This is a genomic window from Arthrobacter sp. SW1 (assembly GCF_001766675.1).
Classification (GTDB): Bacteria; Actinomycetota; Actinomycetes; order Actinomycetales; family Micrococcaceae; genus Arthrobacter.
The window spans coordinates 259,995-283,531 of sequence record NZ_MJLT01000034.1 but is presented as its reverse complement, the minus strand read 5'-3'; the positions used below and the strand labels follow the sequence as shown (position 1 = coordinate 283,531).

The 23,537-nt window shown below is 66.5% G+C and carries 22 protein-coding genes; 15 read left to right on the top strand and 7 right to left on the bottom strand.

Annotated elements, in window-relative coordinates:
- Positions 1 to 169: 169 nt before the first annotated feature.
- The 5 genes from BIU82_RS13140 to BIU82_RS13120 are packed head-to-tail and all read left to right on the top strand — an operon-like array spanning position 170 to position 5,833.
- A complete protein-coding gene (locus tag BIU82_RS13140) occupies positions 170 to 1,354 on the top strand; it encodes a 5-(carboxyamino)imidazole ribonucleotide synthase (RefSeq protein WP_074466446.1) in 1,185 nt (394 codons plus the stop codon).
- Positions 1,351 to 1,914: a 5-(carboxyamino)imidazole ribonucleotide mutase gene (gene purE / locus BIU82_RS13135; RefSeq protein WP_070349893.1), complete on the top strand. Its 564-nt coding sequence runs from the start codon at positions 1,351 to 1,353 to the stop codon at positions 1,912 to 1,914. The genes BIU82_RS13140 and purE overlap by 4 nt, the downstream gene beginning before the upstream one ends.
- A 14-nt stretch (positions 1,915 to 1,928) precedes the next feature.
- Complete coding sequence (locus BIU82_RS13130; protein ID WP_070349892.1) at positions 1,929 to 3,599, top strand: LCP family protein; 1,671 nt, start codon at positions 1,929 to 1,931, stop codon at positions 3,597 to 3,599.
- 50 nt (positions 3,600 to 3,649) lie between these two features.
- Positions 3,650 to 4,894 (top strand): mannose-6-phosphate isomerase, class I, encoded by a 1,245-nt coding sequence (gene manA / locus BIU82_RS13125; RefSeq protein WP_070349891.1) that lies wholly within the window; start codon positions 3,650 to 3,652, stop codon positions 4,892 to 4,894.
- Between the two features lie 3 nt (positions 4,895 to 4,897).
- Positions 4,898 to 5,833 carry a peptidoglycan bridge formation glycyltransferase FemA/FemB family protein gene (locus tag BIU82_RS13120; protein WP_070349890.1) on the top strand — a complete coding sequence of 312 codons (936 nt, stop codon included), beginning with the start codon at positions 4,898 to 4,900 and terminating at the stop codon, positions 5,831 to 5,833.
- Between the two features lie 43 nt (positions 5,834 to 5,876).
- On the opposite strand, the gene BIU82_RS13115 is transcribed toward BIU82_RS13120, so the two are convergent.
- A complete protein-coding gene (locus BIU82_RS13115) occupies positions 5,877 to 6,815 on the bottom strand; it encodes a hypothetical protein (protein ID WP_253182774.1) in 939 nt (312 codons plus the stop codon).
- A gap of 142 nt (positions 6,816 to 6,957) precedes the next feature.
- Positions 6,958 to 7,977 (bottom strand): class II fructose-bisphosphatase, encoded by a 1,020-nt coding sequence (gene glpX / locus BIU82_RS13110; protein ID WP_171906552.1) that lies wholly within the window; start codon positions 7,975 to 7,977, stop codon positions 6,958 to 6,960.
- A 263-nt stretch (positions 7,978 to 8,240) separates the two neighbouring features.
- Between glpX and BIU82_RS13105 the strand changes: the two genes are divergently transcribed.
- The 6 genes from BIU82_RS13105 to BIU82_RS13080 all read left to right on the top strand — a co-directional run bounded on the left by BIU82_RS13105 (position 8,241) and on the right by BIU82_RS13080 (position 16,062).
- On the top strand, positions 8,241 to 8,870 hold the full coding sequence (locus BIU82_RS13105; protein WP_070349950.1) for a DUF4245 domain-containing protein: 630 nt from the start codon (positions 8,241 to 8,243) through the stop codon (positions 8,868 to 8,870).
- Positions 8,871 to 8,879: 9 nt separating this feature from the next.
- The gene (locus BIU82_RS13100) at positions 8,880 to 9,494 is read left to right on the top strand and encodes a carbonic anhydrase (RefSeq protein ID WP_070349887.1); all 615 of its coding nucleotides are present in this window, start codon (positions 8,880 to 8,882) and stop codon (positions 9,492 to 9,494) included.
- A gap of 108 nt (positions 9,495 to 9,602) precedes the next feature.
- Positions 9,603 to 11,042: a class II fumarate hydratase gene (locus BIU82_RS13095; RefSeq protein ID WP_070349886.1), complete on the top strand. Its 1,440-nt coding sequence runs from the start codon at positions 9,603 to 9,605 to the stop codon at positions 11,040 to 11,042.
- A 150-nt stretch (positions 11,043 to 11,192) separates the two neighbouring features.
- On the top strand, positions 11,193 to 13,667 hold the full coding sequence (locus tag BIU82_RS13090) for a DUF5129 domain-containing protein (protein ID WP_070349885.1): 2,475 nt from the start codon (positions 11,193 to 11,195) through the stop codon (positions 13,665 to 13,667).
- Between the two features lie 74 nt (positions 13,668 to 13,741).
- Entirely contained in the window at positions 13,742 to 14,395 is a 654-nt protein-coding gene (locus tag BIU82_RS13085) for a TetR/AcrR family transcriptional regulator (RefSeq protein ID WP_070349884.1), read from the top strand.
- The gene (locus BIU82_RS13080) at positions 14,392 to 16,062 is read left to right on the top strand and encodes an MDR family MFS transporter (protein WP_070349883.1); all 1,671 of its coding nucleotides are present in this window, start codon (positions 14,392 to 14,394) and stop codon (positions 16,060 to 16,062) included. Before BIU82_RS13085 ends, BIU82_RS13080 begins: the two co-directional genes overlap by 4 nt.
- A 67-nt stretch (positions 16,063 to 16,129) precedes the next feature.
- Here the strand turns inward: BIU82_RS13080 and BIU82_RS19715 are convergent, their stop codons facing one another.
- A complete protein-coding gene (locus tag BIU82_RS19715) occupies positions 16,130 to 16,537 on the bottom strand; it encodes an META domain-containing protein (protein WP_171906544.1) in 408 nt (135 codons plus the stop codon).
- 340 nt (positions 16,538 to 16,877) lie between these two features.
- Here BIU82_RS19715 and BIU82_RS13070 point away from each other — a divergent pair, with 340 nt between their 5' ends.
- Positions 16,878 to 17,081, top strand: a complete 204-nt coding sequence (locus tag BIU82_RS13070) for a hypothetical protein (RefSeq protein ID WP_070349881.1) — start codon at positions 16,878 to 16,880, stop codon at positions 17,079 to 17,081.
- 23 nt (positions 17,082 to 17,104) lie between these two features.
- Here BIU82_RS13070 and BIU82_RS13065 read toward each other — a convergent pair whose 3' ends face one another.
- A complete protein-coding gene (locus BIU82_RS13065; protein ID WP_070349880.1) occupies positions 17,105 to 17,947 on the bottom strand; it encodes an aldo/keto reductase in 843 nt (280 codons plus the stop codon).
- Positions 17,948 to 18,005: 58 nt separating this feature from the next.
- A complete protein-coding gene (locus tag BIU82_RS13060; RefSeq protein WP_070349879.1) occupies positions 18,006 to 18,560 on the bottom strand; it encodes an A24 family peptidase in 555 nt (184 codons plus the stop codon).
- Positions 18,561 to 18,619: 59 nt separating this feature from the next.
- Between BIU82_RS13060 and BIU82_RS13055 the strand changes: the two genes are divergently transcribed.
- Positions 18,620 to 19,384 carry a hypothetical protein gene (locus BIU82_RS13055; protein ID WP_070349878.1) on the top strand — a complete coding sequence of 255 codons (765 nt, stop codon included), beginning with the start codon at positions 18,620 to 18,622 and terminating at the stop codon, positions 19,382 to 19,384.
- Between the two features lie 43 nt (positions 19,385 to 19,427).
- Complete coding sequence (locus BIU82_RS13050; RefSeq protein WP_070349877.1) at positions 19,428 to 20,087, top strand: GNAT family protein; 660 nt, start codon at positions 19,428 to 19,430, stop codon at positions 20,085 to 20,087.
- A gap of 208 nt (positions 20,088 to 20,295) precedes the next feature.
- Here BIU82_RS13050 and BIU82_RS13045 read toward each other — a convergent pair whose 3' ends face one another.
- Together BIU82_RS13045 and BIU82_RS13040 are read right to left on the bottom strand one after the other, a co-directional pair.
- Positions 20,296 to 21,693, bottom strand: coding sequence for a PhoH family protein (locus BIU82_RS13045; RefSeq protein WP_070349876.1), 1,398 nt, complete (start codon positions 21,691 to 21,693; stop codon positions 20,296 to 20,298).
- A gap of 261 nt (positions 21,694 to 21,954) precedes the next feature.
- The gene (locus BIU82_RS13040; protein ID WP_070349949.1) at positions 21,955 to 22,716 is read right to left on the bottom strand and encodes an isoprenyl transferase; all 762 of its coding nucleotides are present in this window, start codon (positions 22,714 to 22,716) and stop codon (positions 21,955 to 21,957) included.
- Positions 22,717 to 22,893: 177 nt separating this feature from the next.
- On the opposite strand from BIU82_RS13040, the gene BIU82_RS13035 reads away from it, so the two are divergent.
- Positions 22,894 to 23,535, top strand: coding sequence for a hemolysin III family protein (locus BIU82_RS13035; protein ID WP_070349875.1), 642 nt, complete (start codon positions 22,894 to 22,896; stop codon positions 23,533 to 23,535).
- Positions 23,536 to 23,537 lie beyond the last annotated feature (2 nt).

The window sequence follows — 23,537 nt, the reverse complement described above, 5'->3', positions numbered from 1 at the left end:
CTCCATGGCCTGGTGAAATGGGGCCGACGGGCCGAGGCACCATTTTAGCGCCGTTTCCTTGGAGCACGCTGCAAGGGATGCCGTGCACGGCTTCCAATACATCCGCTTCGCGTCGCCGCCAATGCCACGGAATCCCGGATCCGGCGTGCTGTTCGGTAGGCTGAACCCTGTGACTTTTCCTGTTATTGGCGTTGTTGGCGGCGGCCAGCTTGCACGAATGATGGCCCCGGCAGCAACTGCCCTCGGTTTCGAACTCCGCGTCCTGGCCGAAGGCGAGGACGTCTCGGCAGCCCGGGCGGTGGCCACGGCTCCGGTGGGCGACTACAAGGACCTGGACGCGCTCCTCGAGTTCGCCAAAGGCCTGGACGTGATGACCTTCGACCACGAGCACGTCCCCACCGATCACCTTCGTGCCCTCATTGACGCCGGCGTCAATGTCCAGCCCGGCCCGGATGCCCTGGTCCACGCCCAGGACAAGCTGGTGATGCGTGCCGCGATCGACCGCCTCGGCCTCCCCAACCCGGCCTGGGCAGCAGTCCACACGATCGCCGAGCTGGTGGAGTTCGGCGACAACACCGGATGGCCCGTGGTCCTGAAGACCCCGCGCGGCGGCTACGACGGCAAGGGCGTTCGGATCGTGCACTCACCCGCCGAAGCTGAAGAGACGGCCGGCTGGTTCGAGGCCATGAGCCCGCTGCTGGCCGAGGCCAAGGTGGAATTCAGCCGTGAACTCTCCGCGCTGGTAGCCCGGACCCCGGGCGGCGAATCCCGCGCCTGGCCGGTAGTCCACACCATCCAGGTGGACGGCGTCTGCGACGAAGTCATCGCCCCGGCCCAGGACATCCCCGTGGAGGTCGCAGCCGCCGCCGAGGAAGCTGCGCTCCGGATCGCCGAAGAACTCGGCGTCACCGGCGTCATGGCCGCGGAACTGTTCGAAACTCCGGGAGTCGGCGTCGGCTTCCTGATCAACGAACTGGCCATGCGCCCGCACAACACGGGCCACTGGACCCAGGACGGCTCCGTGACCAGCCAGTTCGAGCAGCACCTGCGCGCCGTGCTGGACCTTCCGCTCGGAGCAACCGATGTGCTCGGCTCCGTGGCGGTGATGAAGAACTTCCTGGGTGGGGACAACCAGGACCTGTTCAGCGCCTACCCGCAGGCCCTCGCCTATGAACCGGCGGCCAAGGTGCACTGCTACGGCAAATCCGTGCGCGCCGGACGCAAAATCGGCCACGTGAACCTGGTAGCCGATTCCGTGGCCGACATTGACACCATCCGCCACCGCGCCACCGTGGTGGCCGGCATCATCCGTGACGGCCGTGTTCCGGCCGACGTCCCCAAGGAGACCGCATGAGTGCACAGAACGCCGCCCCGATCGTAGGCCTCGTGATGGGCTCGGACTCCGACTGGCCCGTCATGGAAGCCGCAGCCGACGCCTTGGCCGAATTCGGCATTCCCTTCGAAGCGGACGTGGTGTCCGCGCACCGCATGCCCACTGAGATGATCAACTACGGCCAGACGGCGCATGAGCGCGGCATCCGCGTCATCATTGCCGGGGCCGGAGGAGCCGCACACCTGCCCGGCATGCTGGCCTCCGTCACTCCCCTGCCGGTGATCGGCGTTCCAGTGCCGCTGAAGACCCTGGACGGCATGGACTCCCTGCTTTCGATCGTCCAGATGCCCGCCGGCGTGCCGGTGGCCACGGTCTCGATCGGCGGCGCCCGCAACGCAGGCCTGCTGGCCGTGCGCATGCTCGCCTCCGGCAGCGATGAACTGGCCAAGCGGCTGCAGGGCGAGCTCCTCGAATTCGCGCAGGAACTGAACAACGTGGCATCGGCCAAGGGCGCCCGGCTGCGCGACAAGGTGGCCGAAGTGTTCTCCCAGGACAACGTGTCCGCCCGGAGCAGCCGCTAAGGGAGGCCTCGCCAATGACCAGCAGGCAGTCCATCCCGACCACCGGCCAGGCCAGCCAAAGGCAACAGCCCGCCACCGCGACGCTCACCGACCCGGTCAGGTATCCGGCGTCGGCCAGCGCGCCCGTACGAAGCAAGCGGGCCTTTGTCCTGCTCCTCATGACCCTGTTGCTGCCCGGCAGCGCACAGGTGGTGGCCGGCGACAGGAAGCTGGGCCGCACGGCCCTGCGCGTGACGTTCACCGTCTGGGCCCTGGCCCTGTTGCTGTTGGTCCTGGCCCTGGTCAACCGTTCCCTGGTGTTGGGACTGTTCACGCATCCCGTGCTGTCCCTGCTCCTCATCGTGGTCCTGCTGGCACTGGCCGCCGGCTGGGTCCTGCTGTTCATCAACACGTTCCGGATCATCCGGCCTGTGCTGCTGGCACCCGGCATGCGGCCGATTGTCGCCGTCGCCCTCGTACTGTCTATGGTGATAGGCAGCGGCACCCTGAGCTATTTCGCCTACGTACTGAACGTGGGGCGCAACGCCATCGGCAGCATTTTCGCCAACGGCCCCGCGCTCGAGCCCGTGGACGGCCGCTATAACTTCCTCATGATGGGCGGTGACGCCGGCGACGGGCGGACCGGCCGCCGCCCGGACAGCCTCTCGGTCATCAGCGTCGACGCCGAAACCGGTGCCAGTGCCATCATTTCGGTGCCCCGGAACCTCCAGAACGCGCAGTTCAGCGAAGGCTCCCCCATGCGCGAGGTCTACCCCGAGGGCTACAACTGCGGCAATGAATGCCTCATCAACGCCATCAACACCGAGGTCACCAACAACTACGCCAATCTCTACCCCGGCGTCTCCGATCCCGGCGCCCAGGCCACCATGGAAGCAGTCTCCGGAAGCCTGGGCATCACCATCCAGGCCTACGTGGTGGTGGACATGGACGGCTTCTCCAAGCTGATCGACGCCATGGGCGGCATCCGCATCAAGTCCGGCGCCTGGGTGCCGATCAGCGGCGGCATGCTTCCGGGCAGCGATACCCGGCACGTGAAGCCGGACGGCTGGATCCCGCCGGGTGAGCAGAAGCTCAACGGTTTCCAGGCCCAGTGGTACGCCCGCTCGCGCGAGAATGTGGACGACTTCGCCCGCATCGCCCGCCAGCAGTGCGTGCAGCAGGCCATGCTCAAGCAGCTCGACCCCGCCACCCTGCTGTCCAAGTTCGAGGCCATCGCCAACGCCGGCACCAAGGTGGTGGAATCCAACATTTCCGCCGCGCAGCTCGGCAGCTTCGTGGACCTGGCCATCAAGTCCAAGAACCAGCCGGTGTCCCGGCTGACCATCGGCCCGCCCGACTTCGAAGGCTGGTTCTCCACCACACCGGACTTCAACGTCATCCACGAGCGCGTCAGGAAGCTGCTGGCACCAAAGGCTTCCCCGAAAGCCGGTGCGGCATTTTCCGGTGCGGTGCAGGAGGACCCGGCGTCCGGCGTCGTACTGTCCGTCCCGGGCAGCGGCCCGCAAGCCGGCGGACTCCCCACCCGGGTCTCCGCGGAAACACCCGCAGGTGACTTCACCCCGGTGACCACACGTCCGGACGGCCAGCCGATCACCGCCGCGTACCTGAATTCGCTGTACGACATCCAGGACTATGCGACGCTTGAACTGCTGCTGGCGAACAACGGCCAGTGCCGCCCCCTGTAAGTCCCTTTTCCGTTCCGCGACCCGCCTTTCAGTGACAAGGACTCCTGCCCGTGTACCAGCTTGAGAATGTGCTGCGCCCCTACGCCTGGGGCTCGACGACGGCGATTTCCGCCCTGTTGGGCACCCCCGCCTCGGGCGGGCCGGAGGCGGAGTTGTGGATCGGCGCGCACCCCGACTCGCCGTCGCTGGCCAGCCGTTCCGGCGCGCCGGCCCTGCCGCTGGACGCCGTGATCTCGCAGGATCCGGAGCACTTCCTGGGCGCGGCGAGCGTCGCCGAGTTCGGCCCGCGGCTGCCGTTCCTGGGCAAGATCCTGGCCGCGGACAAGCCGCTGTCCCTGCAGGTGCACCCGAGCCTGGAACAGGCACGGGAAGGTTTTGCCCGCGAGAACGCGGCCGGCGTGGCGCCCGCTGCCGCCGACCGCAATTACCGGGATGACAACCACAAGCCCGAAATGATTTTCGCCCTGACCCCGTTCGAGGCCCTCTGCGGGTTCCGTCCCGCGGCGGAATCACGGGCCCTTTTCGCGCAGCTGGCGGAATTGGTGGACGGTTCCGGCGCCCCGGCCGGTGTCCTCCGTGCCGTCGTCGCCGAGCTGTCCCGCCCGGACGAAGCGGATGCCCTGCGCGGCGCCTTCAGCACCCTGATCTCGGGCGGCGAGGCGGTGACTGAGGCCGTGGATGCTTCCGTGGCCGCCGTGGCCGGGCTTGCTACCGAACCGTATTCGGCTGCCCTGACTGCGATGGCCGGGATCGCCACGGAGTACCCGGGCGATCCCGGAGTCCTGATCTCCCTCATGCTGAACCTCGTCTCCCTGGCCCCCGGCGAGGCGATCTACCTGCCCGCCGGCAATATCCACGCCTACTTGAAGGGCCTTGGCGTGGAAGTCATGGCCAGCTCGGACAATGTGCTGCGCGGTGGCCTCACGCCCAAGCACGTGGACATCCCCGAGCTCATGAAGACCGTGGAATTCGCCTCGATCGGCGTTCCGCGGGTCGAGCCCAGCGAATCCGAGCTCGGCCAGGAACTGTACCTTCCGCCGTTCCGCGAGTTCCGGCTCCAGCGCATCGAACTCGCTCCCGAGGCAGAACCGGTGCCGCTCGCGCAGTCCGGGCCCGCCGTCGTCGTGGTGGTCTCCGGCGGGGTGCTGCTGGACTCCCCCAAGAGTGAATTGCGCGTGGCGCGCGGCGGCAGCGCGTTCATCCCGGCGGCCGAGAACCCCGTGATGGTGCACGCGGAGGCCGGCGCCACGGACAACAGTGTCGCGTTCGCCATCACCACTGGACTGGAAAGCTAGGCCATGGATTTCTTCCTGCAAAGCCCTGCGTGGGCCGAGGTCCAACGTGCGCTGGGCCGTACCGTGCACCTGCAGTCCGGCCCCGGCTGGCGTTTCCTCGCCGTCGAGGAGAAGAACCCCGCGGGCAAAGTGCTGTACTCGCCGTACGGCCCGGTGGCCGAGTCCCTTGAAGCGTTCGACGCCGCCCTGGCCGCCTTGCGCGCGACGGCCCGCCGCTGCGGCGCGGTCTTCGTGCGGCTGGAACCCGCCAGCGCGGGGTTCGGGGTGGACGAGGCGGACAGGCTGTTGCGGGAACGCGGCATGCAGCCGGCGCCGGCCAACCAGCAGCCGGAGCTGAGCTGGATCGTGGACCTGGACGGGGACTTCAAGGACGTCCTCGCCGGGATGAAGCCCACCAACCGCAATCTCTACCGGAACATCCACAAGAAGGGCGTGACGTTCCGGTCCTCGCAGAATCCCGCCGAGATTTCGGTGCTGCTGGACTTCCTGCACATGACCGCGGCGCGCAACGGCTTCAAGCCGCAGAGCGACGACTACCTCACCACCGTGGCCCGTTCGCTGCTGCCGGCCGGCGCGGGAACCCTGTTCATCGCCGAGCTCGAAGGAACGCCGATCGCGGCGGCCCTGGCCTATGATTCCGCCGACACCCGCACCTACGCCCATGCGGCCTTGGACGACAGCCACCGCAAGCTCAGCGCCGGCATTCCCCTGTTGGTCACGCTGATGGCCGACGCCAAGGAACGCGGGCTCAAGCATGTGGACCTGTGGGGCGTGGCACCCGAGGACCGGCCGGACCACAAATGGGCAGGCTTCACGGCATTCAAGAAGTCCTTCGGCGGCCACCAGGTAGCCTACCCGGGCACCTGGGACCTGCCGGTGAAGAAGCTCCGCTACGGCGCTTACCAGCTGGCCAGGAAGCTGCGGAACAAGCTCCGCTGACTTACCCCTCCGTCCCCGTAGCGCGAACTGGCAGCAGATGCCCTCAGATCGCGCTTCTAAGGGCACCGCCTGCCAGTTCGATCGAAGGCTTGAAGGCCCTGCGTACCTTATCGACCACCGCAGGCCGATCGCCTTCAAGGTCCGCGCGCGCGACTCGGACTTCCTGCCAGCCGAGCCTCTCCGTCAACGCCTGGCGCTTGATATCGCGGCGGTACTGCTCAGGTTCACCGTGGTGTCCGCCGTCGTACTGCAAGGAAACCTTCTCCCGTACATAGGCGGCATCGGGCCACACCGCTGGCTGGCCCCATTCGTTGTAGATCACGTGGTTCAGCACAGGTTCCGCCAGCCCCGCGTTGATGAGGGCCAGCCGCATCAGGCTTTCCTGCGGAGAGTCCGCCCCGACGCGGATGAGGTCCAATGCCAAGCGGGCCTTCCGTACGCCCCGCATTCCCGGATGCGCTGAGACCATCGCCTTGAGTTGATCAATGGTAGCCATTGGCTCACGTGGCACAGGGTGATCAGGCCCGTGGCTGCACACGATCGAATCTCCCGCAGCCACAAGGTCGTCAATACTCATCCGTTGGGCAAGGTCCAGCCAAGTGCGTGCCGGGGATGTCACCCGGACACCATCAACAACCACCACCTCGCCGGGTTTGAAGGTCAATTGGTGGCCCACCACGTTGCGGCGCCGTGGCTTCCACGCTTCACTTGGGCGGGCCAGGTGGATCCGCCAGTCTTCTTCAAGAAACGACGGAAGACTGACCTGATGTACCCGGGCCGCGGAGGTATGACACAAGCAGCATCCCGGGTCCAAGTCCGTGTAACCACGCAGGTGCTCAATGACGGTGCCTGTGCTGTGGAGAGGCAGCCGCAAGCCTCGCGAAACCGTCACAATGCCGTCCCTGCGCAGTTGTTTCTGGCTTAGTCCAAGAGTCACGGCTGCTGAAGCGGGGAACGAACCGTTTGGAAGGTTGGCTGGCATTGGCGTCCGAGGCATGCTCAATTCTCGCCCGCTGCACAGAGCCGAAACTGGTTATCCACAGGCACTTAAACGAACTGGCAGCAGATTCCCTTAAACCTCGGTTCAAAGGGCATCTGCTGCCAGTTCGCGCTATAGGAAGCCGCTAGTTCTTGCGGGCGTAGCCTTCCCACTTGCTGGCGTGGTGCTCGGCGTCGACGAAGCGGACGGTACCGGACTTGGAGCGCATCACGATCGACTGGGTGACTACGCGGTCCTTCTGGTAGCGGACGCCGCGCAGGAGGTCGCCGTCGGTGATGCCGGTGGCAGCGAAGTAGCAGTTGTCGCTGGTGACGAGGTCGTTCGTGGACAGCACGCGGTCGAGGTCGTGGCCGGCGTCGATGGCCTTCTGCTTCTCTTCGTCGCTGGTGGGCCACAGGCGGCCCTGGATCACGCCGCCGAGGGACTTGATGGCGCAGGCCGCAACGATGCCCTCCGGGGTGCCACCGATGCCCATGAGGGCGTCGACGCCGGTGCCGGAGCGGGCCGCGGCGATGGCGCCGGCGACGTCGCCGTCCATGATGAACTTGGTGCGCGCACCGGCCTCGCGGATTTCCTCCACGAGCGGGCGGTGGCGGTCGCGGTCCAGGATCATGACGTTGAGCTGGTTGACCTTGACGCCCTTGGCCTTGGCGATCAGGTGGAGGTTCTGCTTGACGGGCAGGCGGAGGTCCACCATGTCCGCGGCTTCCGGGCCGGTGACGAGCTTCTCCATGTAGAACACGGCGGAGGGATCGAACATGGAGCCGCGCTCGGCAACGGCCAGCACTGCGAGGGCGTTGTTGATGCCCAGCGCGGTCAGGCGGGTTCCGTCAATGGGGTCGACGGCGACGTCGCACTCGGGGCCGGTTCCGTCACCGACGCGCTCACCGTTGAACAGCATGGGAGCTTCGTCCTTTTCGCCTTCACCGATGACCACGACGCCGTTGAAGTGGACCGAGTGCAGGAAGGAACGCATGGCGTCCACGGCGGCGCCGTCCGCCTTGTTCTTATCGCCGAAGCCGACCCAGTGGCCGCCGGCGATGGCGGCAGCTTCGGTAACGCGGACGAGTTCCAGCGCGAGGTTGCGGTCCGGCTCATCGCTCCCGACGGCGAGGGCCGGGGAAATCGTGGAGTACTGCGACATTGGTGCTGAAGACACGTGAACCTCTTCTTTGATGGCGATTCATGGGGCTTGGCTCGTGGAACCCTGTTCCCGGGACCGAGAGCAGCCACTTGGCAACTTCGATGTTTCCCTGGATCGATCATAGTCGGGGCGGATCGGCCCGGCCATGCGGTGTCCACGCCGCGGAACGCCTCTTCCCTCCGGGACCGGAATGTGTATTCGCCGCGCGGATAAGGGACTATGGAGGGGTGAGTGAAAAGCAGGAAACCCCGGTTGCCGAGCCGATGCCCGGCTCTGAAGCGACCGCCCAGGACCGCCCCGGCCAGCCCGTTGTGAAGCCCGTTATCGCGGCAAAAGCGGCCAAGCGGGCCAACGCCTCCGTGATCGGCATGGTGATTGCGCTACTGGTGTGCGTCTTGGCGTTCCTGCCGATCGTACTTATGAATCCGACCCCGAAGAGCGACGGCTACCGTCCGGACATCGACGTTGCGGCCATCGCCGCCAACGCCAAGGATGTGGCCGGATTCACACCGGTTGCCCCGGATACTGGCGAAACATTCCGTCCGAACTACGCCCGCTGGGAATCCGGCACAGGCAGCGGCGTGCCTACCTGGGAGCTCGGTTTCCTCACCCCCAAGGAATCGTTCGTGGGCCTGGTCCAGACCCGCAAGGCCAACCCCACGTGGCTTTTGCAGCAGACCGGCAATGCTCCAGTCACGGGCAAGCGCAACGCCGGCGGCAAGGACTGGGAACTGCGCGATTCCGGCAAGGGCAACCGCTCCATGGTCCTGGAATACAAAGGCACCACGATCATCCTGAGCGGCCCGGCAAGCCTCGACGAAATGTCCACGCTCGCGGCCGCCGTCGTAAAGTCCGCCGACACAGTTTCACCCGCCCCGACGGCCACCCCGTAAAGTAGCCGCGTGGCTACCTATCTGACTCCTGCACTTGCCTGGCGCCGTCTGCGCGAAGGAAACGAGCGGTTCGTCTCCGGCGAATCCCGGCATCCCAACCAGGATGCCTCCCGTCGGCATTCGCTGCTCGAGGACCAGCACCCGTTCGCGGTGATCTTCGGTTGCTCCGATTCGCGCCTCGCCGCTGAAATCATCTTCGACCTGGGCCTTGGCGACGCTTTCGTCATCCGCACCGCCGGCCAGGTGATCGACGACGCCGTGCTCGGCTCGCTCGAATACTCCATTTCCCAGCTGCACGTGCCGCTGATCGTGATCCTCGGGCACGACAGCTGCGGTGCGGTGACTGCCACCAAGGCCGCCGTGGAGACGGGCGAAATGCCCTCCGGCTTCATCCGCGACCTCGTGGAACGGATCACCCCGTCCGTGCTGACCTCCCTCCGGAACGAACAGCCGGACGTCAATGACATGGTGGTGGAGCACGTGAAGCAGACGGCCGCCCGGCTGGCCGACAGCTCCCGTGTGATCTCGGACGCAATCCAGGACGGCCGCACCGCGGTCATCGGCCTGTCCTACAAGCTCGGCGAGGGCCGGGCGGAGCTGGTTTCCGGGATCGGCCAGCTGTAACACCCGGAACTTGAGGCCCGACGGCGGCGCGCGCCTTCCCATGGCAGCGCCGCCGTAGCCTTGTGTTCCGGTTTCGGCAGGGGCGGCCCGCCGCAATAAGCTAGCCCCATGACTTCCACTCAAGAAACGAACGTTGAGTTCCGCATCGAGCACGACACCATGGGTGAAGTGCGCGTTCCCGTGAACGCCCTGTACAAGGCCCAGACGCAGCGCGCGGTGGAGAACTTCCCGATCTCCGGCAAGACCCTCGAGCGCACGCACATCGAAGCGCTGGCCCGCGTGAAGAAGGCTGCCGCACTGGCGAACGCTGAACTCGGTGTGCTCGACGATGAGCTCGCCGAAGCAATTGCCGCAGCCGCCGATGAGGTCGCTGCCGGCAAGTACGACGGCGACTTCCCGATCGACGTCTTCCAGACCGGTTCGGGCACCTCCTCGAACATGAACACCAACGAAGTGATCGCGGAACTCGCCAACCGCGCACTGGCCGCCAAGGGCAGCGACAAGGTTGTCCACCCGAACGACCACGTGAACGCTTCGCAGTCCTCCAACGACGTCTTCCCCACTTCGGTGCACGTCGCCGCCACCTCGGCTTTCATCAACGACCTCATCCCGGCCCTCGAGTACCTGGCGGCGTCGCTGGAGCGCAAGGCCGTGGAGTTCAAGGACATCGTGAAGTCCGGCCGTACCCACCTCATGGACGCCACCCCGGTCACCCTGGGCCAGGAATTCGGCGGCTATGCAGCACAGGTGCGCTACGGCATCGAGCGAATCAACGCCGCCCTCCCCCGCGTGGCCGAAGTTCCGCTGGGCGGCACCGCCGTCGGCACCGGCATCAACACCCCGGCCGGCTTCCCGGAGCGCGTCATCGAACTGCTTGCCGCGGACACCGGCCTGCCGCTGACCGAGGCCCGCGACCACTTCGAGGCCCAGGCCAACCGCGACGGCCTGATCGAAGGCTCCAGCCAGCTGCGCAACATCGCGATCTCCTTCATGAAGATCAACAACGACCTCCGCTGGATGGGTTCCGGCCCCAACACGGGCCTTGGCGAAATCGCCATCCCGGACCTGCAGCCGGGCTCCTCGATCATGCCGGGCAAGGTCAACCCGGTCATCTGCGAAGCCTCCATCATGGTGTGTGCCCAGGTGATCGGCAACGACACCGCCATCGCCTGGTCCGGCACCAACGGCGCCTTCGAACTGAACGTGGGCATCCCGGTCATGGCCGCCAACCTGCTCGAGTCCATCCGCCTGCTGGCCAACACCAGCCGCGTCATGGCCGACAAGATGATCGACGGCATCACCGCCAACGTGGAGCGTGCCCGCTTCCTGGCCGAGGCTTCCCCGTCCATCGTGACCCCGCTGAACAAGTACATCGGGTACGAGAACGCCGCAAAGATTGCCAAGACTGCCGTCAAGGAAGGCCTGACCATCCGCCAGGCCACCGAGCAGCTCGGCTTCGTCGGTGAGGGCGAGGGCAAGGTTTCCGAGGCCGATCTCGACAAGGCCCTGGACGTCACCACCATGACGGCCCCGGCCCACAAGGCCTAAGCTCCCGCGCTGAACCAGTAAAGGTACGACGGCGGCCGGCACCTTCCCCGCGGAAGACGCCGGCCGCCGTCGGCGTCTCAGCTGTGTGGACCCGGCCGCGGAAGCCGCCGAAATATACTGCCGGGAGGGCACCGAACGGAGGAACGGACTTTGGCGACCAGCAGCAGACCCCACGGACCCCGCCGTTCGCGCCCGTGGGCCGCGATCGCCCTGGGTTCGCTGACCCTGCTTCTGGCGGCGATCGGCGTGGGCGTGAACATTCCAACGTCGTGGGTGACGGTCGAGGTGACCGGCACGACGGTCAGCGCCGAACAGGTCCGGGCCGCGATCGGCGGAGAACTGCAGGCCTACGAGCCAACCCGCCTGCTTGTCTGCGATGCCGATACTGCGCGGCAATGCGCCTCCCCTGCTGCCGGGACGGTCGCCGTGGTGGTCAACGGACGGTTTGCCGGCGCCAGGGTCCAGAAGGGGTGGCTGCCTGTCCTGCACGACGAGTCGGAGTATGAGCCCGACGGCGACGACATGGTCCGCGACGCTTTCGACAACGCCCACCGCGCCGGCCAGCAGGCGGGGGCCGCGGCGCTGGCGGCCCGGGCCGCCGTGGACGCCCAGGCCCAGGCAGTGAAGCGGACGCCTCTGGGATGGCTGGCCATCGTCCTGGCCGGGGGCATCGCCACGGCCGTCGCCGCGAGGCGCCACGCCAAACGGAGCCGGGAACGGCGGGAGCTCTGGCATGACCTCGCGGTCGGATCACGCAGCCTGGCCACGGTCACCCTCGATCTGGAGATGACCGGCCTGTCCGCACTGCAGCTGCGCGATGGTTCCCGTTCGGCCGCCGCCCGGCAACTGCAGGAAGCAGCCCGCGAGGTGGAGCGCCGGTCCCTGGAACTGAGCCGGGAGGAAGCGGTCCTGTATGAGCGCGTGCCGGCCGGCATGCCCACCATGCAGGACCTGACGGCCGAAGAGGCGGACCGGTTCAGGAAGGAGGCGCACCGGCTGGACTTGCTGGACGATGCGGTCTCCCAGGGAACTGCGCTGCTGCTGCGCACCGCGACAGCCCAGCACGCCTGGGACGCCAACACCCGGTCGTTCATGGAAGCAGCCGACCGGGTCCGGGCGATGGCCTCCGAGGCGGACGTCCGGGTTACCGGCAGCCTGGCCGCCGCCGTGGAAAAGCTGGAGGAAGTCCGGTTGTCGCTGATCACCGTGGGCGCGCAGATCGCAGATCAGGCCGCGGATCCGGACGAGGTCCCGGCCGCCCTGCTCAACGCGGCCCGGAAGACGTCCGACGGCTTGGGCGACGCCCTCCGTTCGGGGCTCGCCAAGTCAGTGGGCCTGTCACCCAAAGCCGCGGTAAAGCGTGCCCGGGAACTGTCCGCGGACGAACCCGGAACGCCCCTCCTGCTGGCACTGGCCGGATCACCAGACGCAAACTCCGCGGAGAAGGACGCCCGACTGAACCTCGCAGGAGTGGAACTCTGGTGGCGGGAGGCGCGCGGCCAGTTCGCTGCCAAACGCAAACCAACTCCCCCTGCCCCGCGGCGGAAACCCGCCCGGAAACAGAGCGAGCTCGCGGGGAATCTCCGCGCGGGCGGCGGGGTCCTTGGCGTGATCGTGGGAATCGGCGCCGTGGTGGTGGTCCTGTCATGGGGCGTCCAGGCCGCGATCAGCGGCGTCGGCGCGCTTGGCCAGGACAAGGCGGTCAGCTATATCTCGCTGCCCGATGGAGCGGACTGGCCCGGCCTGGACGAAGCCAACGAGCGTAGCGGGGAAATCCGCGCCTTCGTCCCCTGGCGGCTCGCCGTTATCGCCCTGCCCGCCGCGCCGGGACAGGACGTGGTCAAGAAGGCCAGGCCGAGCAAGTACTCCAGCGGCCGGTACTTCGAAGACCTCAAGCTGGACGACAGATCGGAGCTGGTCCGCTCGGCGTTGGCCAATGTCCCGGAACTTGTGGACCCGGCGACCGGTGATCTGCACCCGGACGTGATGGTGAACGTGGTCCGGGACGTGGGCCAGGGCGAATACCGCGAAATCGGGCTGGCCTGGGGACCGACGCCTGCGCCCCGGCTGTCCGGTGAGTACCTGGACCACGGCGGATGGAACAGCGCCGATGATGCGCGCGGAACAATTTCCACCCCGCTCTTCCTGCTCAGGCAGGACCTCGCGGAGAGCCTCGGCAAGCCGGCCTGGACGGAATCCCAGTCCACCCGGGTGGGGCTCGGCGTCGGCGTCGTCCTCGCTTTCGCCGGCCTTGCCGCCGTCCCCCTGACTATCGCCGGCCGTCGACGCAACCGCACTGCGTCCCGCAAGGAAAACGACCGACGGCTGCACTCCGTCCGTGCCAAGCTGGATGCCCTGTTCGTCTCCGAGGACACCGCGGACCTCAACGCCGTCACCGCGGAGGAACGTGCTGCTTCGCCCGAACTTGAAGACCGCCGGGTACGGGTCAAAGCCCAGATCCTGGCATTGCGCCGCTGCGAAGAACTGGAAACCAGGCCGCGCCGACGCCGGGGCCAGGAAGCCCACGCCTTCGACGTCGCCCGTCTCAGCGGCCTCGTGGATGCGCTGGCAGCACGCGAAGCCGGCCTTGCAGATAGGGTCCGCGACTACCTCGCAAGGGGCTAGGCGGACGCGTATGTGATAGATGACATACGGCTATCTTTTTGCACCCTCACTCATTCAGTGCAAAAATTTACTTTGTGAGTAATAGTGCAACTTTCGACGGCGGCCTCCGCGAGCGCAAGCGGGCGGCCACCCGCAAGGCGATCACCGCCGTCGCGCGTTCCTTGACCGCGAGCCGCGGCCTCAACGGCTACACCGTGGAAGAGGTCTGCGAGGAAGCGGGCATCTCACGCCGCACCTTCTTCAACTACTTCCACAGCAAGGAAGACGCGGTGGTCGGCTCGTTCTCGGACGAACTCCCCCAGGACGCCCTGGAAGCCTTCACCGCGAACCCGGCACCGGGGAACGGAACCATCTCAGCCAGTCTCCTGGCTGCCCTGTTCGAGTTCACGGTCACCGTGATGGAACGCTCAACCGTCAGCCCGGAAGACATCCGCCAGCTCATCGCGGCCATCTCCGCTGAACCGCAACTGCTCAGCCGGATGACCGCCGAGGGCGAAGTCCGCGAGCGCCAGTTCGCCGAGCTCATCGCCTCACGTGAAGGGCTGCCGGCGGACCACCCCGAAATCATCATGGCGGCCACGGTCTTCGGAGCCGTGACCAAGAAAACCAACCAGGTGTTCTTCTCCAAAGGAAACCGCCGCCCCTACCGCGAGCTGCTGGAAGAGAACCTCCACGCAGTGCGCGCCTTGTTCAGCCAGCCCCTCGACATCCCAGAGGACAATTCATGAGTGCAACCGCCAGAACCGCAGCCGAACCGCTGCTGCTGACCCAACGAAGAATCTGGATTATCTTCTCGGCCCTGATCGCCGGGATGCTGCTCTCCAGCCTGGACCAGACCATCGTGTCCACCGCCATGCCCACCATCGTGGGCAAGCTGGGCGGCGTGGAGCACCAGGCCTGGATCACCACCGCCTACCTGCTGGCCACCACCATCGTGATGCCCATCTACGGCAAGTTCGGTGACGTGCTCGGGCGCCGCAACCTCTTCCTGATCGCGATCGGCCTCTTCACGGCCGCATCTGTGGGCTGCGCATTCGCCACCGATTTCTGGACCTTCGTGGTCTTCCGCGCCATCCAGGGCCTGGGCGGCGGCGGCCTGATGATCCTGTCCCAAGCCATCATCGCGGACATCGTTCCCGCCAAGGAACGCGGCAAGTACATGGGCCCGCTGGGCGCCATCTTCGGCCTGTCCGCCGTGGCCGGCCCGCTGCTGGGCGGTTTCTTCGTGGACCACCTCACCTGGGAATGGGCGTTCTACATCAACATCCCTATCGGCATCGCTGCCTTCGCCATCGCCTGGTTCACCCTGACCCTGCCGAACAAGAAGGCCGAGAAGCGCATCGACGTCCTCGGCGTCGTCCTGCTCTCCGCTGCCACCGCCTGCCTGATCTTCTTCACCGATTTCGGCGGCAAGAAGGACGAGGGCTGGGATTCGCCCCTGACCTGGCTCTTCGGCGCCGGCATGGTGCTGGCCGCGTTCCTGTTCGTCATGGTGGAACGCCGCGCCGAAGACCCGATCATTCCGCTGAGCCTCTTCAAGAACCGGATCTTCATCAACGCCACGGCCATCGGATTCACCCTGGGCCTGGGCATGTTCGCCGCCATCGCCTTCGTGCCGACCTTCCTGCAGATGTCCTCCGGCACCTCCGCAGCCGTCTCCGGCCTGCTGATGCTGCCCATGATGGTGGGCCTCATGGGCACCTCCATCTACTCCGGCATCCGGATCTCGAAGACCGGCAAGTACAAGATGTATCCGATCCTGGGCGCAGTCCTGACCATCGCGGCCATGTTGTGGTTCACCACCCTTACCGCTGCCACGCCCATCTGGGTGATCTGCATCCAGCTGTTCATCTTCGGGGCGGGCCTCGGCCTGATCATGCAGGTGATCGTCCTGGTGGTGCAGAACGCGGTTCCGGCCGGGCAGATCGGTACCGCCACCAGTACCAACAACTACTTCCGCGAAGTGGGCGCGTCCTTGGGCGTGGCGGTGTTCGGCTCGCTGTTCACCACCCGGCTCTCCGAGTCGCTGACCAAGGCCTTCACCGGCGCCGGCGCCTCCTCCGAGCAGGCCTCGCAGGCCACCAGCACCCTGGATCCGCAGACGCTCTCCCAGCTGCCCGCTTCCGTCCGGGACGCGATCGTGAACGCCTACGCCGATTCGCTCGCGCCGGTGTTCTGGTACCTGATCCCGTTTATTGCGGTGGCCCTGTTGCTGGCCATCACGCTTAAGCAGATCCCGCTCTCGGACACTGCCGGCATGGTCGCGCGCGGCGAGGCCGTGGGCGGCGAGGAGGCGGAGCGGCTCGAGGCAGAGCGGCTGGCAGCTGCGGCTTCTGTTCCCGCCGCGGCTGCCCGCGCAGAGGACGACGACGCCGAACTCGCCGGCCGGCGGTAACTTCTGCTTGTTTCCGGTCCGGAAAGCCGGGGCACCCTGTGTGGGCGCCCCGGCTTTTCCTTGCCACTTACATGTGCGGGGCCGCTCCGGCATCCTTGAATTCCACCGTGCCGTGGCTGTTCTTTAGCGTCAGTTTGGCGCCGTCGAGCTTCCAGGTAACGGGTGCCTTGAACAAGTCACTCGCCCAATTCTCACGCTCGCCCCTCGGTCCCTCACATAGCATCAGAGTCTGCGCGATCTCGCTGGGAATCCAACGGGTGCCCTCGAGTTCGATCTCGACACCCATGCCATTGCAGGGCGTTTTGACTCCGACATTCCACGTCCCGTTGACGAAGTACGTGGTCACTTCCAGGGGAACTTCCTTCAGCCAGGCCAACTCCCCCGTTGCATCCCGCCCGCCCGTGGACCTATACAGCCGGCACCCCAGCGGTCCGCCTTCGCAGACCGGTTTCGGGCCGTCGGTCTTGCTGCCCACCGGAGCACGGGACACCGGGGATTGGTCCGGAGCCGGGTGCGTGTATACCGGCGGGACCGCCTCCGGCACAGTCTTCCGAGGCTCCGGTCCCGGCGCTCCAGGTGCATTCCCGCACGCGGCCAGGGCCCCGGCTAAGAGAACCGCCACTGCGTATCCGGACATTCTGCTGCGTGACAACACACGAGCCCCCTCATCATGGACATCCGCCGAATCGCTCCCAGTCTCCTACGGTGCTCCGCAGCCGGGAAGCACAGGCCCGTTGCAATCGTTCCGGGCAGGTCACAGCTTCGGAACGGCCTTAAGCAGCGAATCGTCCGAAGGCAGCGGCTAGGCTTGTCCGGTGAGCATTGAGCCTGAGGATTCCGTCAGCACCAGCCCCGCCGTCCGGTGGGGCCTGGGTGCCGTATTGTTCGCCTTGCTCGCGGTGTCCATGGTTTTCACCGCTGCCGGCAACGGATTGATGATCGCCGGCGCAGTCCTCTGCGGTGCTGCGGCCTGCTTCGCTGGCTACCGCGCGGTGCGCGCGGCCCGGAGCGGTTCCTGAACGCAGCCGGGTTCAAGGCCCGGCTACAGCATCTCCAACGGCTGCCATGATCGTGGCGGCGCGAAGGCGGCGTCCAGCTCAGCCAGGTCCTCCGGGGTGAGGACGATGTCGAGGGCCGCACGGTTCTCCCGGACGTGTGCGGCATTGCCGGCCTTGGGTATGGCGAGGACATGGTTTAGGCGGAGTACCCAGGCCAACGCGATCTGCACGGTGTTGGCCCCGTGCCGTGCTGCGATGTTTTCGAGTACCGGGTGGCCTGCCAGGCGGCCCTGTTCGATGGGTGAATAGGCCATCACAGGCATACCGCTGTCACGCGAGGACGGCAGGAGGTCGAATTCCGGGCCCCGACGCGTCAGGTTGTACAGAATCTGGTTCGTCTGCGGACCGCGGCCCGTCCCGGGCGCGTAGCCGGCCGGCAGGCCGCTGAGTTCGTCCTCGTCGAAATTGCTCACTCCCCAGCCGCCAATTTCCCCGGATTCAAGGAGCTTTTCGAATCCGGCAATCGTTTCTTCCAGAGGATACGGGCCGGCCCAGTGGAGCAGGTAGAGATCCAACCTGTCGGTCCGCAAGCGGCGGAGGCTGCGGCGGCATGCCTCTACCACTCCGGTGCGGCTGGCATTGGACGGGAGCACCTTGCTGACCAGGAACACCTCGTCCCGCCGCCCCGCGATGGCCTCGCCGACCAGTTCTTCCGCTGCGCCGTTGCCGTACATTTCCGCGGTGTCCACAAGTGTCATGCCGAGATCGAGCCCCATACGCAAAGCCTGGATTTCCTCGGCCCTGGCGGCCTTGGAATCACCCATGTACCAGGTTCCCTGGCCAAGGGCCGCGGCGGTGCGGCCATCAGGGAAGGTGACGGTTCTCATCGGCGGGACCTCCAACTCTCGGGTCCACCCATCGTAGTGTGCGGGCTGGTTCTCCGGATCAAGCCGGCAGCACCACCATGGCGGTCGCCGCGCCGGCCAGCATGAACGGGCCGAAAGGGATGGCAGATTTCAAAGTGCCGCGTCGGGCGGCCAGCACCACCAGGCTCCAGAGGCCGCCGAACAGGAACGCGGCAAACGTCCCGGCGAAAACATGCGACCACCCCAGGTAGCCGAGGTACAGGCCCAGCACGCCGGCCAGCTTCACATCGCCGAAGCCCATTCCGGGCGGATAGACCAGCCGCAGCAGGAAGTAGAACAACCACAGCACGGCTCCCCCTGCCGCCATCCCTAGGACCGGCACCCCGAAAAGGGCTGCACCGGCGTCGGGCATTCCGGCCTTGACGCCGGAGAACGCGACGGCGAGCGCCGCACCCGCCAGCAGCACGCCCGCAATTCCGTACGAGGGAAAGACGATCCGATTGGGCAGCAGGTGGTGGCGGACGTCGATGATCGTCAGCCGGACGGCCATCACCGCGAAATACAGGCACGCGGCAAGCAGCAGCCAGAAGGCCACAGGGCTTGCCGTCCACAGTTCGCTGAGTCGTCGGATCACCCTCGGATGCTATCCGTTTTGCCGCGGGAGCCGCTCGGGCCGGGCCGTATTATGTGGATATGGGGCGCTACAGTGCAGAATCCGGGGCCGGAAACGCCCGCGACATGTCCTCCACCTTCCGCAATCTCTGCCGCTCCTCGCCGTGGAAATGGACCAGCCTCCGCTTCGAATACCGGGACCTGCCGGGCGATGAAAAGAGCACGGTCAAGGCGTGGTTGCGGCGGCCGGGGGCACTGCGCCTGGAGACCTCGGACGGCACCCTGCTGCACAGCACCACCGGGATCAACGACTCCCGGGACAGCTTTTACGTCCGGTCCAGCCGCAGTTCCTGGCTGCTTCCGGCGCACCTCGTGACGCCCGTGTACGACGACGCCGGGCTGGTCCGCCGCCGGCCGGAAGCCGCGTACGGGGAACCTTCCTTCGGGAACGGCCGTCTCGCGGCCGCCCTTGATCCCGTGGAGCTGGCGGGCAATGCGCCGGTGCCGATCGAGTTTCCGGACAGCAACCCAGTGGAGCTGGGCCCGGTGCTCGAGCTGGAGCATGAGGGCCGCCCCGCCCTGGAATGCGTGGTGACCCCGGGGCTGAACTACTCCCCTGCCGATCCGGCGATGCCGTTGTGCCTGCCCGGCCGTACCCGGCTGAGGATTGATGCCGGGACCGGCGTGTGTGTGGAAAGCGAAGCGCTCGACGGCGACGCCGCCGGCAGCGGGCACTGGATCCGCATCCTCGGCGTGGACGAGTACATGCTGGATGATCTGTTCCTGGCCGAGTCGATGAACCTGAGCGATGTGCGGCAGCACATCAGCTGGGAGCCCGGCGCCTGATTTGCGGCGCGTGGCGCCCGTCCTAAGGGACTAGGCTTTCGAAATGACCTCGCTTACCGACATCTGGCCGGCGTTCGGCCTCACCCTGACCACGCCGCGCCTGCGGTTGAAGTCCGTCCACGACGCGGATCTTCCTGCCCTGTTCGACGCGGCCCGCAGCGGCATCCATGAACCCGGCCGCAGCCCCTTCAGCACGCCGTGGACCGAGGTCCCCGCAGAGGAGCTCGGCCCGAACATGGCCCGCTGGCACTGGAACTGCCGCTCCAATACGACCCCGGAATCCTGGACACTGCTGCTGGGCATCTGGCACGACGGCGAAATCATTGGCTGCCAGGACATCGGCGCGAAGAACCTCAAGGTCCTGAAGACGGTCGGCACCGGCTCCTGGCTCAAGCAGTCCGCGCAAGGCCTGGGCCTCGGCAAGGAGATGCGGGCCGCCGTCGTCAGCTACGCCTTCGACTACCTCGGCGCGGACGTCGCCGAATCCGAAGCCGCCGCCTGGAACGAAAAGTCCCTGGGCGTTTCCCGCTCCCTCGGCTACGAACTGAACGGCAGCTACCGCACCAACTGGGGCCCGGAAGCCGAAGAAGTCCAACGCGTCCGGCTCACCAAGGACGCCTTCAAACGCCCCGACTGGACCCTGAAGGTCGAAGGCCACGAACCCTGGGCGAAATTCCTGGGGCTGGAGCAACAGCAGCGGTAAGGCGACATTCGCACGAGACGGGACGGCGGTCCTTCGCAGAGGAGCGCATCGCGGCGCATCGGATCACAGAGGTCGCCCAGCGACCGAAGGGGTCCTTATGCGACGTGTCTAAGCGACGGCGAAGGGCCGTCTCCCGTCGAACCCAGCAACGGCGCGGCACCCAAAGCAGGTGCCGCGCCGCCGTGTCCAGCGAATTAACGCATCAGCGTTAAATCTCCGCCCCCTCCAGCAGCTCCGTCACCAGAGCAGCGATCGGCGAGCGTTCGGAGCGGGTCAGGGTGATGTGGCCGAAGAGCGGGTGTCCTTTGAGGGTTTCGACGACGGCGGCCACGCCGTCGTGCCGTCCGACCCGGAGGTTGTCGCGCTGGGCGACGTCGTGGGTGAGGACGATCTTGGAGTTCTGGCCGATGCGGCTCATGACGGTCAGCAGGACGTTCTTCTCGAGGGACTGGGCCTCGTCCACGATCACGAAGGCGTCGTGCAACGAGCGTCCGCGGATGTGGGTGAGAGGCAGGACTTCGAGCATGCCGCGGTCCATGACTTCCTCGACGACTTCCTGCGAAACCAAGGCACCGAGGGTGTCGAAGACCGCCTGCGCCCAGGGGTTCATTTTTTCAGATTCGCTGCCGGGCAGGTAGCCGAGTTCCTGGCCGCCGACCGCGTAGAGCGGGCGGAAGACGATGACCTTGCGGTGTTCGCGGCGTTCCAGGACGGCTTCGAGTCCGGCACAGAGGGCGAGGGCGGACTTGCCGGTGCCTGCCCGGCCGCCGATGGAGACGATACCGACGGACGGGTCCATGAGCATGTCGATGGCGAGGCGCTGTTCGGCGGAGCGTCCGTGCAGGCCGAAGACGTCGCGGTCGCCCTTGACGAGGCGCACCTGCTTGTCGGCGCCCACCCGGCCGAGTGCCGAGCCGCGGTTGGAGAGCAGCACCAGGCCGGTGTTGACGGGGAGTTCGGCCGCGGCGGGGATGAAGACCGGTTCGTGGCCGTAGAGGGTGCCGATTTCCTCTTCGGTGGCTTCCACTTCAGCCATGCCGGTCCAGCCGGAGTCCTTGACGAGCTCGTTGCGGTATTCGTCGGCGAGCAAGCCCATGGCGGAGGCTTTGACGCGCATCGGCAGGTCCTTGGAGACCACGGTGACGTTGCGGCCTTCGTTGGCCAGGTTCTTGGCGACGGCGAGGATGCGGCTGTCGTTGTCCGCGCCGCGGAATCCGGCGGGCAGCACTTCGGTGGAGATGTGGTTCATTTCCACGCGGAGGGTGCCGCCGTCGCTGCCGATCGGGATGGGTGTGTTGAGTCCGCCGTGTTCGATCCGGAGGTCGTCGAGGAGCCGCAGGGCCTTGCGGGCAAAGTAGCCCAGCTCGGGGTCGTGGCGCTTTCCTTCGAGTTCGGTGATGACCACGATCGGGACGATCACCTCGTGCTCTGCGAAGCGCAGCAACGCGCGGGGATCGGAGAGCAGGACGGACGTATCAATCACATAGCTTCGGCCGGCTGCTTTGCCGGCCCGCGGAGCTTTGGCTTTGGGGCTCCGCTTGCTGCGAGAGGTAGCTGCACTTTCCCCGTCGGAAACGATTACGGGCAGTTGCTCAGAAATAGCCACATCGACTCCAGCCCCGGGCGTTCGCCCGGCTTATTCGTGAGGCGGCTCGGCCGGACGGCCGGGCTCGGCCCTCCACGTATGTGGTGCGATGTGTCGCTCCATCTACTGGCCTCCCCGATCAGCGGGCGGTTTGCCTGCTGATGGGATTAACGTAAATCCGGCACACTTCATTTCCGGTGACAAACAGCGGCGATTCGCATGTCCGCGATGTGAACTTAATGTGAACGGCGCCCACCGCCGTCGTGATTCCAGGTGCCGGAGTCAGGTGCCGAAGCGCCGCTGCCGGCCCGCGTAGTCGCGCAGGGCCCGCAGGAAATCGATCTTGCGGAAGGCCGGCCACAGGGCCTCACAGAAGTAGAACTCGCTGTAGGCGCTTTGCCACATGAGGAAGCCGGAGAGCCGCTGCTCCCCGGAGGTGCGGATGACGAGGTCCGGGTCCGGCTGGCCGCGGGTATAGAGGAAGCGGGAGATGTCGTCGACGGACAGGGTGTCCGCGACCTCCGCCATGTCCCGCCCGTTGGCGACGGCGTCCTGCAGCAGCCCGCGGACGGCGTCGACGATCTCGCGGCGGCCGCCGTACCCGACGGCGACATTGACGTGCAGCTTTTCGCGCACCGGCGTGCGGGCGGTGAGTTTGTTGAGCCGCTCGGCGAGATAGTCCGGCAGCAGCTCCGGCGCGCCGAGGGCGTGGACGGAGATGTCCGGCGCTTCGTCGAGGCGGTCCATGGTGTTTGCGATGATCCCCATGAGCAGGTCCAGCTCTTCGCCGGAGCGGCTCATGTTGTCCGTGGAGAGCATGTACAGCGTGACAACTTTGACGCCGAGTTCCTGGCACCAGCCGAGGAACTCGTGGATCTTATCCGCACCGGCCTGGTGCCCTTCGCTGGTGGGGGCGTTGAACTGGCGGGCCCAGCGGCGGTTGCCGTCCACCATGACGCCGATGTGGCGCGGGATCTTGTCTGTTTCGAGGGAGCGCAGGAGTTTGCGTTCGTAGAAGCCGTAGAGAATACCGGGCAATTCCATCCGGATGTTCACCTGACTTCCTTCGATCACGCGTCGCTCAAGCACCCGGGCAGGCGCCGCGGGTGCATCACCTAGGCTACCGTCCCCGGCGCCGATGGAGATGCATGGACGGCCGTAAGCACCCATGAAGGAAGTTACCCGCTGGTAACCTACCGGAACGTAGCTTACGCTTTAACAATGTCGGACCTTCTCTTGGCCAAGCCCGCCTGGCGCGGCTGGATCCACGCCGTCGCTGCCCCGTTCGCCGTGGCCGCGGGGGTTGTCCTGGTCGTGCTGGCGCCAACCCCGGACCGGAAGATTGCCTCGGCCATCTACGCAGTCACGGGCGCGCTGCTGTTCGGCGTTTCCGCCGTCTACCACCGCGGAAACTGGCAGGACAAGGCACGAATGCTGCTCAAACGGCTGGACCACAGCAACATCATGCTGGTCATCGCCGGCAGCTACACGCCGCTCGCCTGGTCACTGCTCGAACGGCCGACAACCGTGCTGCTGCTCTGGCTGATCTGGACCGGAGCGGTCCTGGGAGTACTCTTCCGCGTGCTGTGGACGCATGCCCCGCGCTGGCTCTACGTGCCCATCTACGTCGCGCTAGGCTGCGCGGCGCTGTTCTTCCTGCCACAGTTCTTCGCGGCCAGCGTGCCAGCCGCGGTGCTGATCTGCGTGGGCGGGGCGTTCTATATTGCGGGTGCCGTGTTCTACGGGCTCAAGGCGCCGAACTTCCGTCCCGGCGTCTTCGGCTTCCACGAACTCTTCCACGTGTTCACGGTGTTCGGCTTCGCAGCGCACTTCATCGCGATCATGATCGCCGTGCTGCGCTAGCG

Bases quoted from the DNA above. Each gene is read 5' to 3' on its own strand.
- purE (WP_070349893.1), top strand. From the start codon at position 1,351: ATGAGTGCACAGAACGCCGCCCCGATCGTAGGCCTCGTGATGGGCTCG.
- BIU82_RS13130 (WP_070349892.1), top strand. From the start codon at position 1,929: ATGACCAGCAGGCAGTCCATCCCGACCACCGGCCAGGCCAGCCAAAGG.
- BIU82_RS13120 (WP_070349890.1), top strand. From the start codon at position 4,898: ATGGATTTCTTCCTGCAAAGCCCTGCGTGGGCCGAGGTCCAACGTGCG.
- BIU82_RS13115 (WP_253182774.1), bottom strand. From the start codon at position 6,815: ATGCCAGCCAACCTTCCAAACGGTTCGTTCCCCGCTTCAGCAGCCGTG.
- glpX (WP_171906552.1), bottom strand. From the start codon at position 7,977: ATGTCGCAGTACTCCACGATTTCCCCGGCCCTCGCCGTCGGGAGCGAT.
- BIU82_RS13105 (WP_070349950.1), top strand. From the start codon at position 8,241: ATGCCCGGCTCTGAAGCGACCGCCCAGGACCGCCCCGGCCAGCCCGTT.
- BIU82_RS13095 (WP_070349886.1), top strand. From the start codon at position 9,603: ATGACTTCCACTCAAGAAACGAACGTTGAGTTCCGCATCGAGCACGAC.
- BIU82_RS13080 (WP_070349883.1), top strand. From the start codon at position 14,392: ATGAGTGCAACCGCCAGAACCGCAGCCGAACCGCTGCTGCTGACCCAA.
- BIU82_RS13065 (WP_070349880.1), bottom strand. From the start codon at position 17,947: ATGAGAACCGTCACCTTCCCTGATGGCCGCACCGCCGCGGCCCTTGGC.
- BIU82_RS13055 (WP_070349878.1), top strand. From the start codon at position 18,620: ATGGGGCGCTACAGTGCAGAATCCGGGGCCGGAAACGCCCGCGACATG.
- BIU82_RS13050 (WP_070349877.1), top strand. From the start codon at position 19,428: ATGACCTCGCTTACCGACATCTGGCCGGCGTTCGGCCTCACCCTGACC.
- BIU82_RS13040 (WP_070349949.1), bottom strand. From the start codon at position 22,716: ATGGAATTGCCCGGTATTCTCTACGGCTTCTACGAACGCAAACTCCTG.
- BIU82_RS13035 (WP_070349875.1), top strand. From the start codon at position 22,894: ATGTCGGACCTTCTCTTGGCCAAGCCCGCCTGGCGCGGCTGGATCCAC.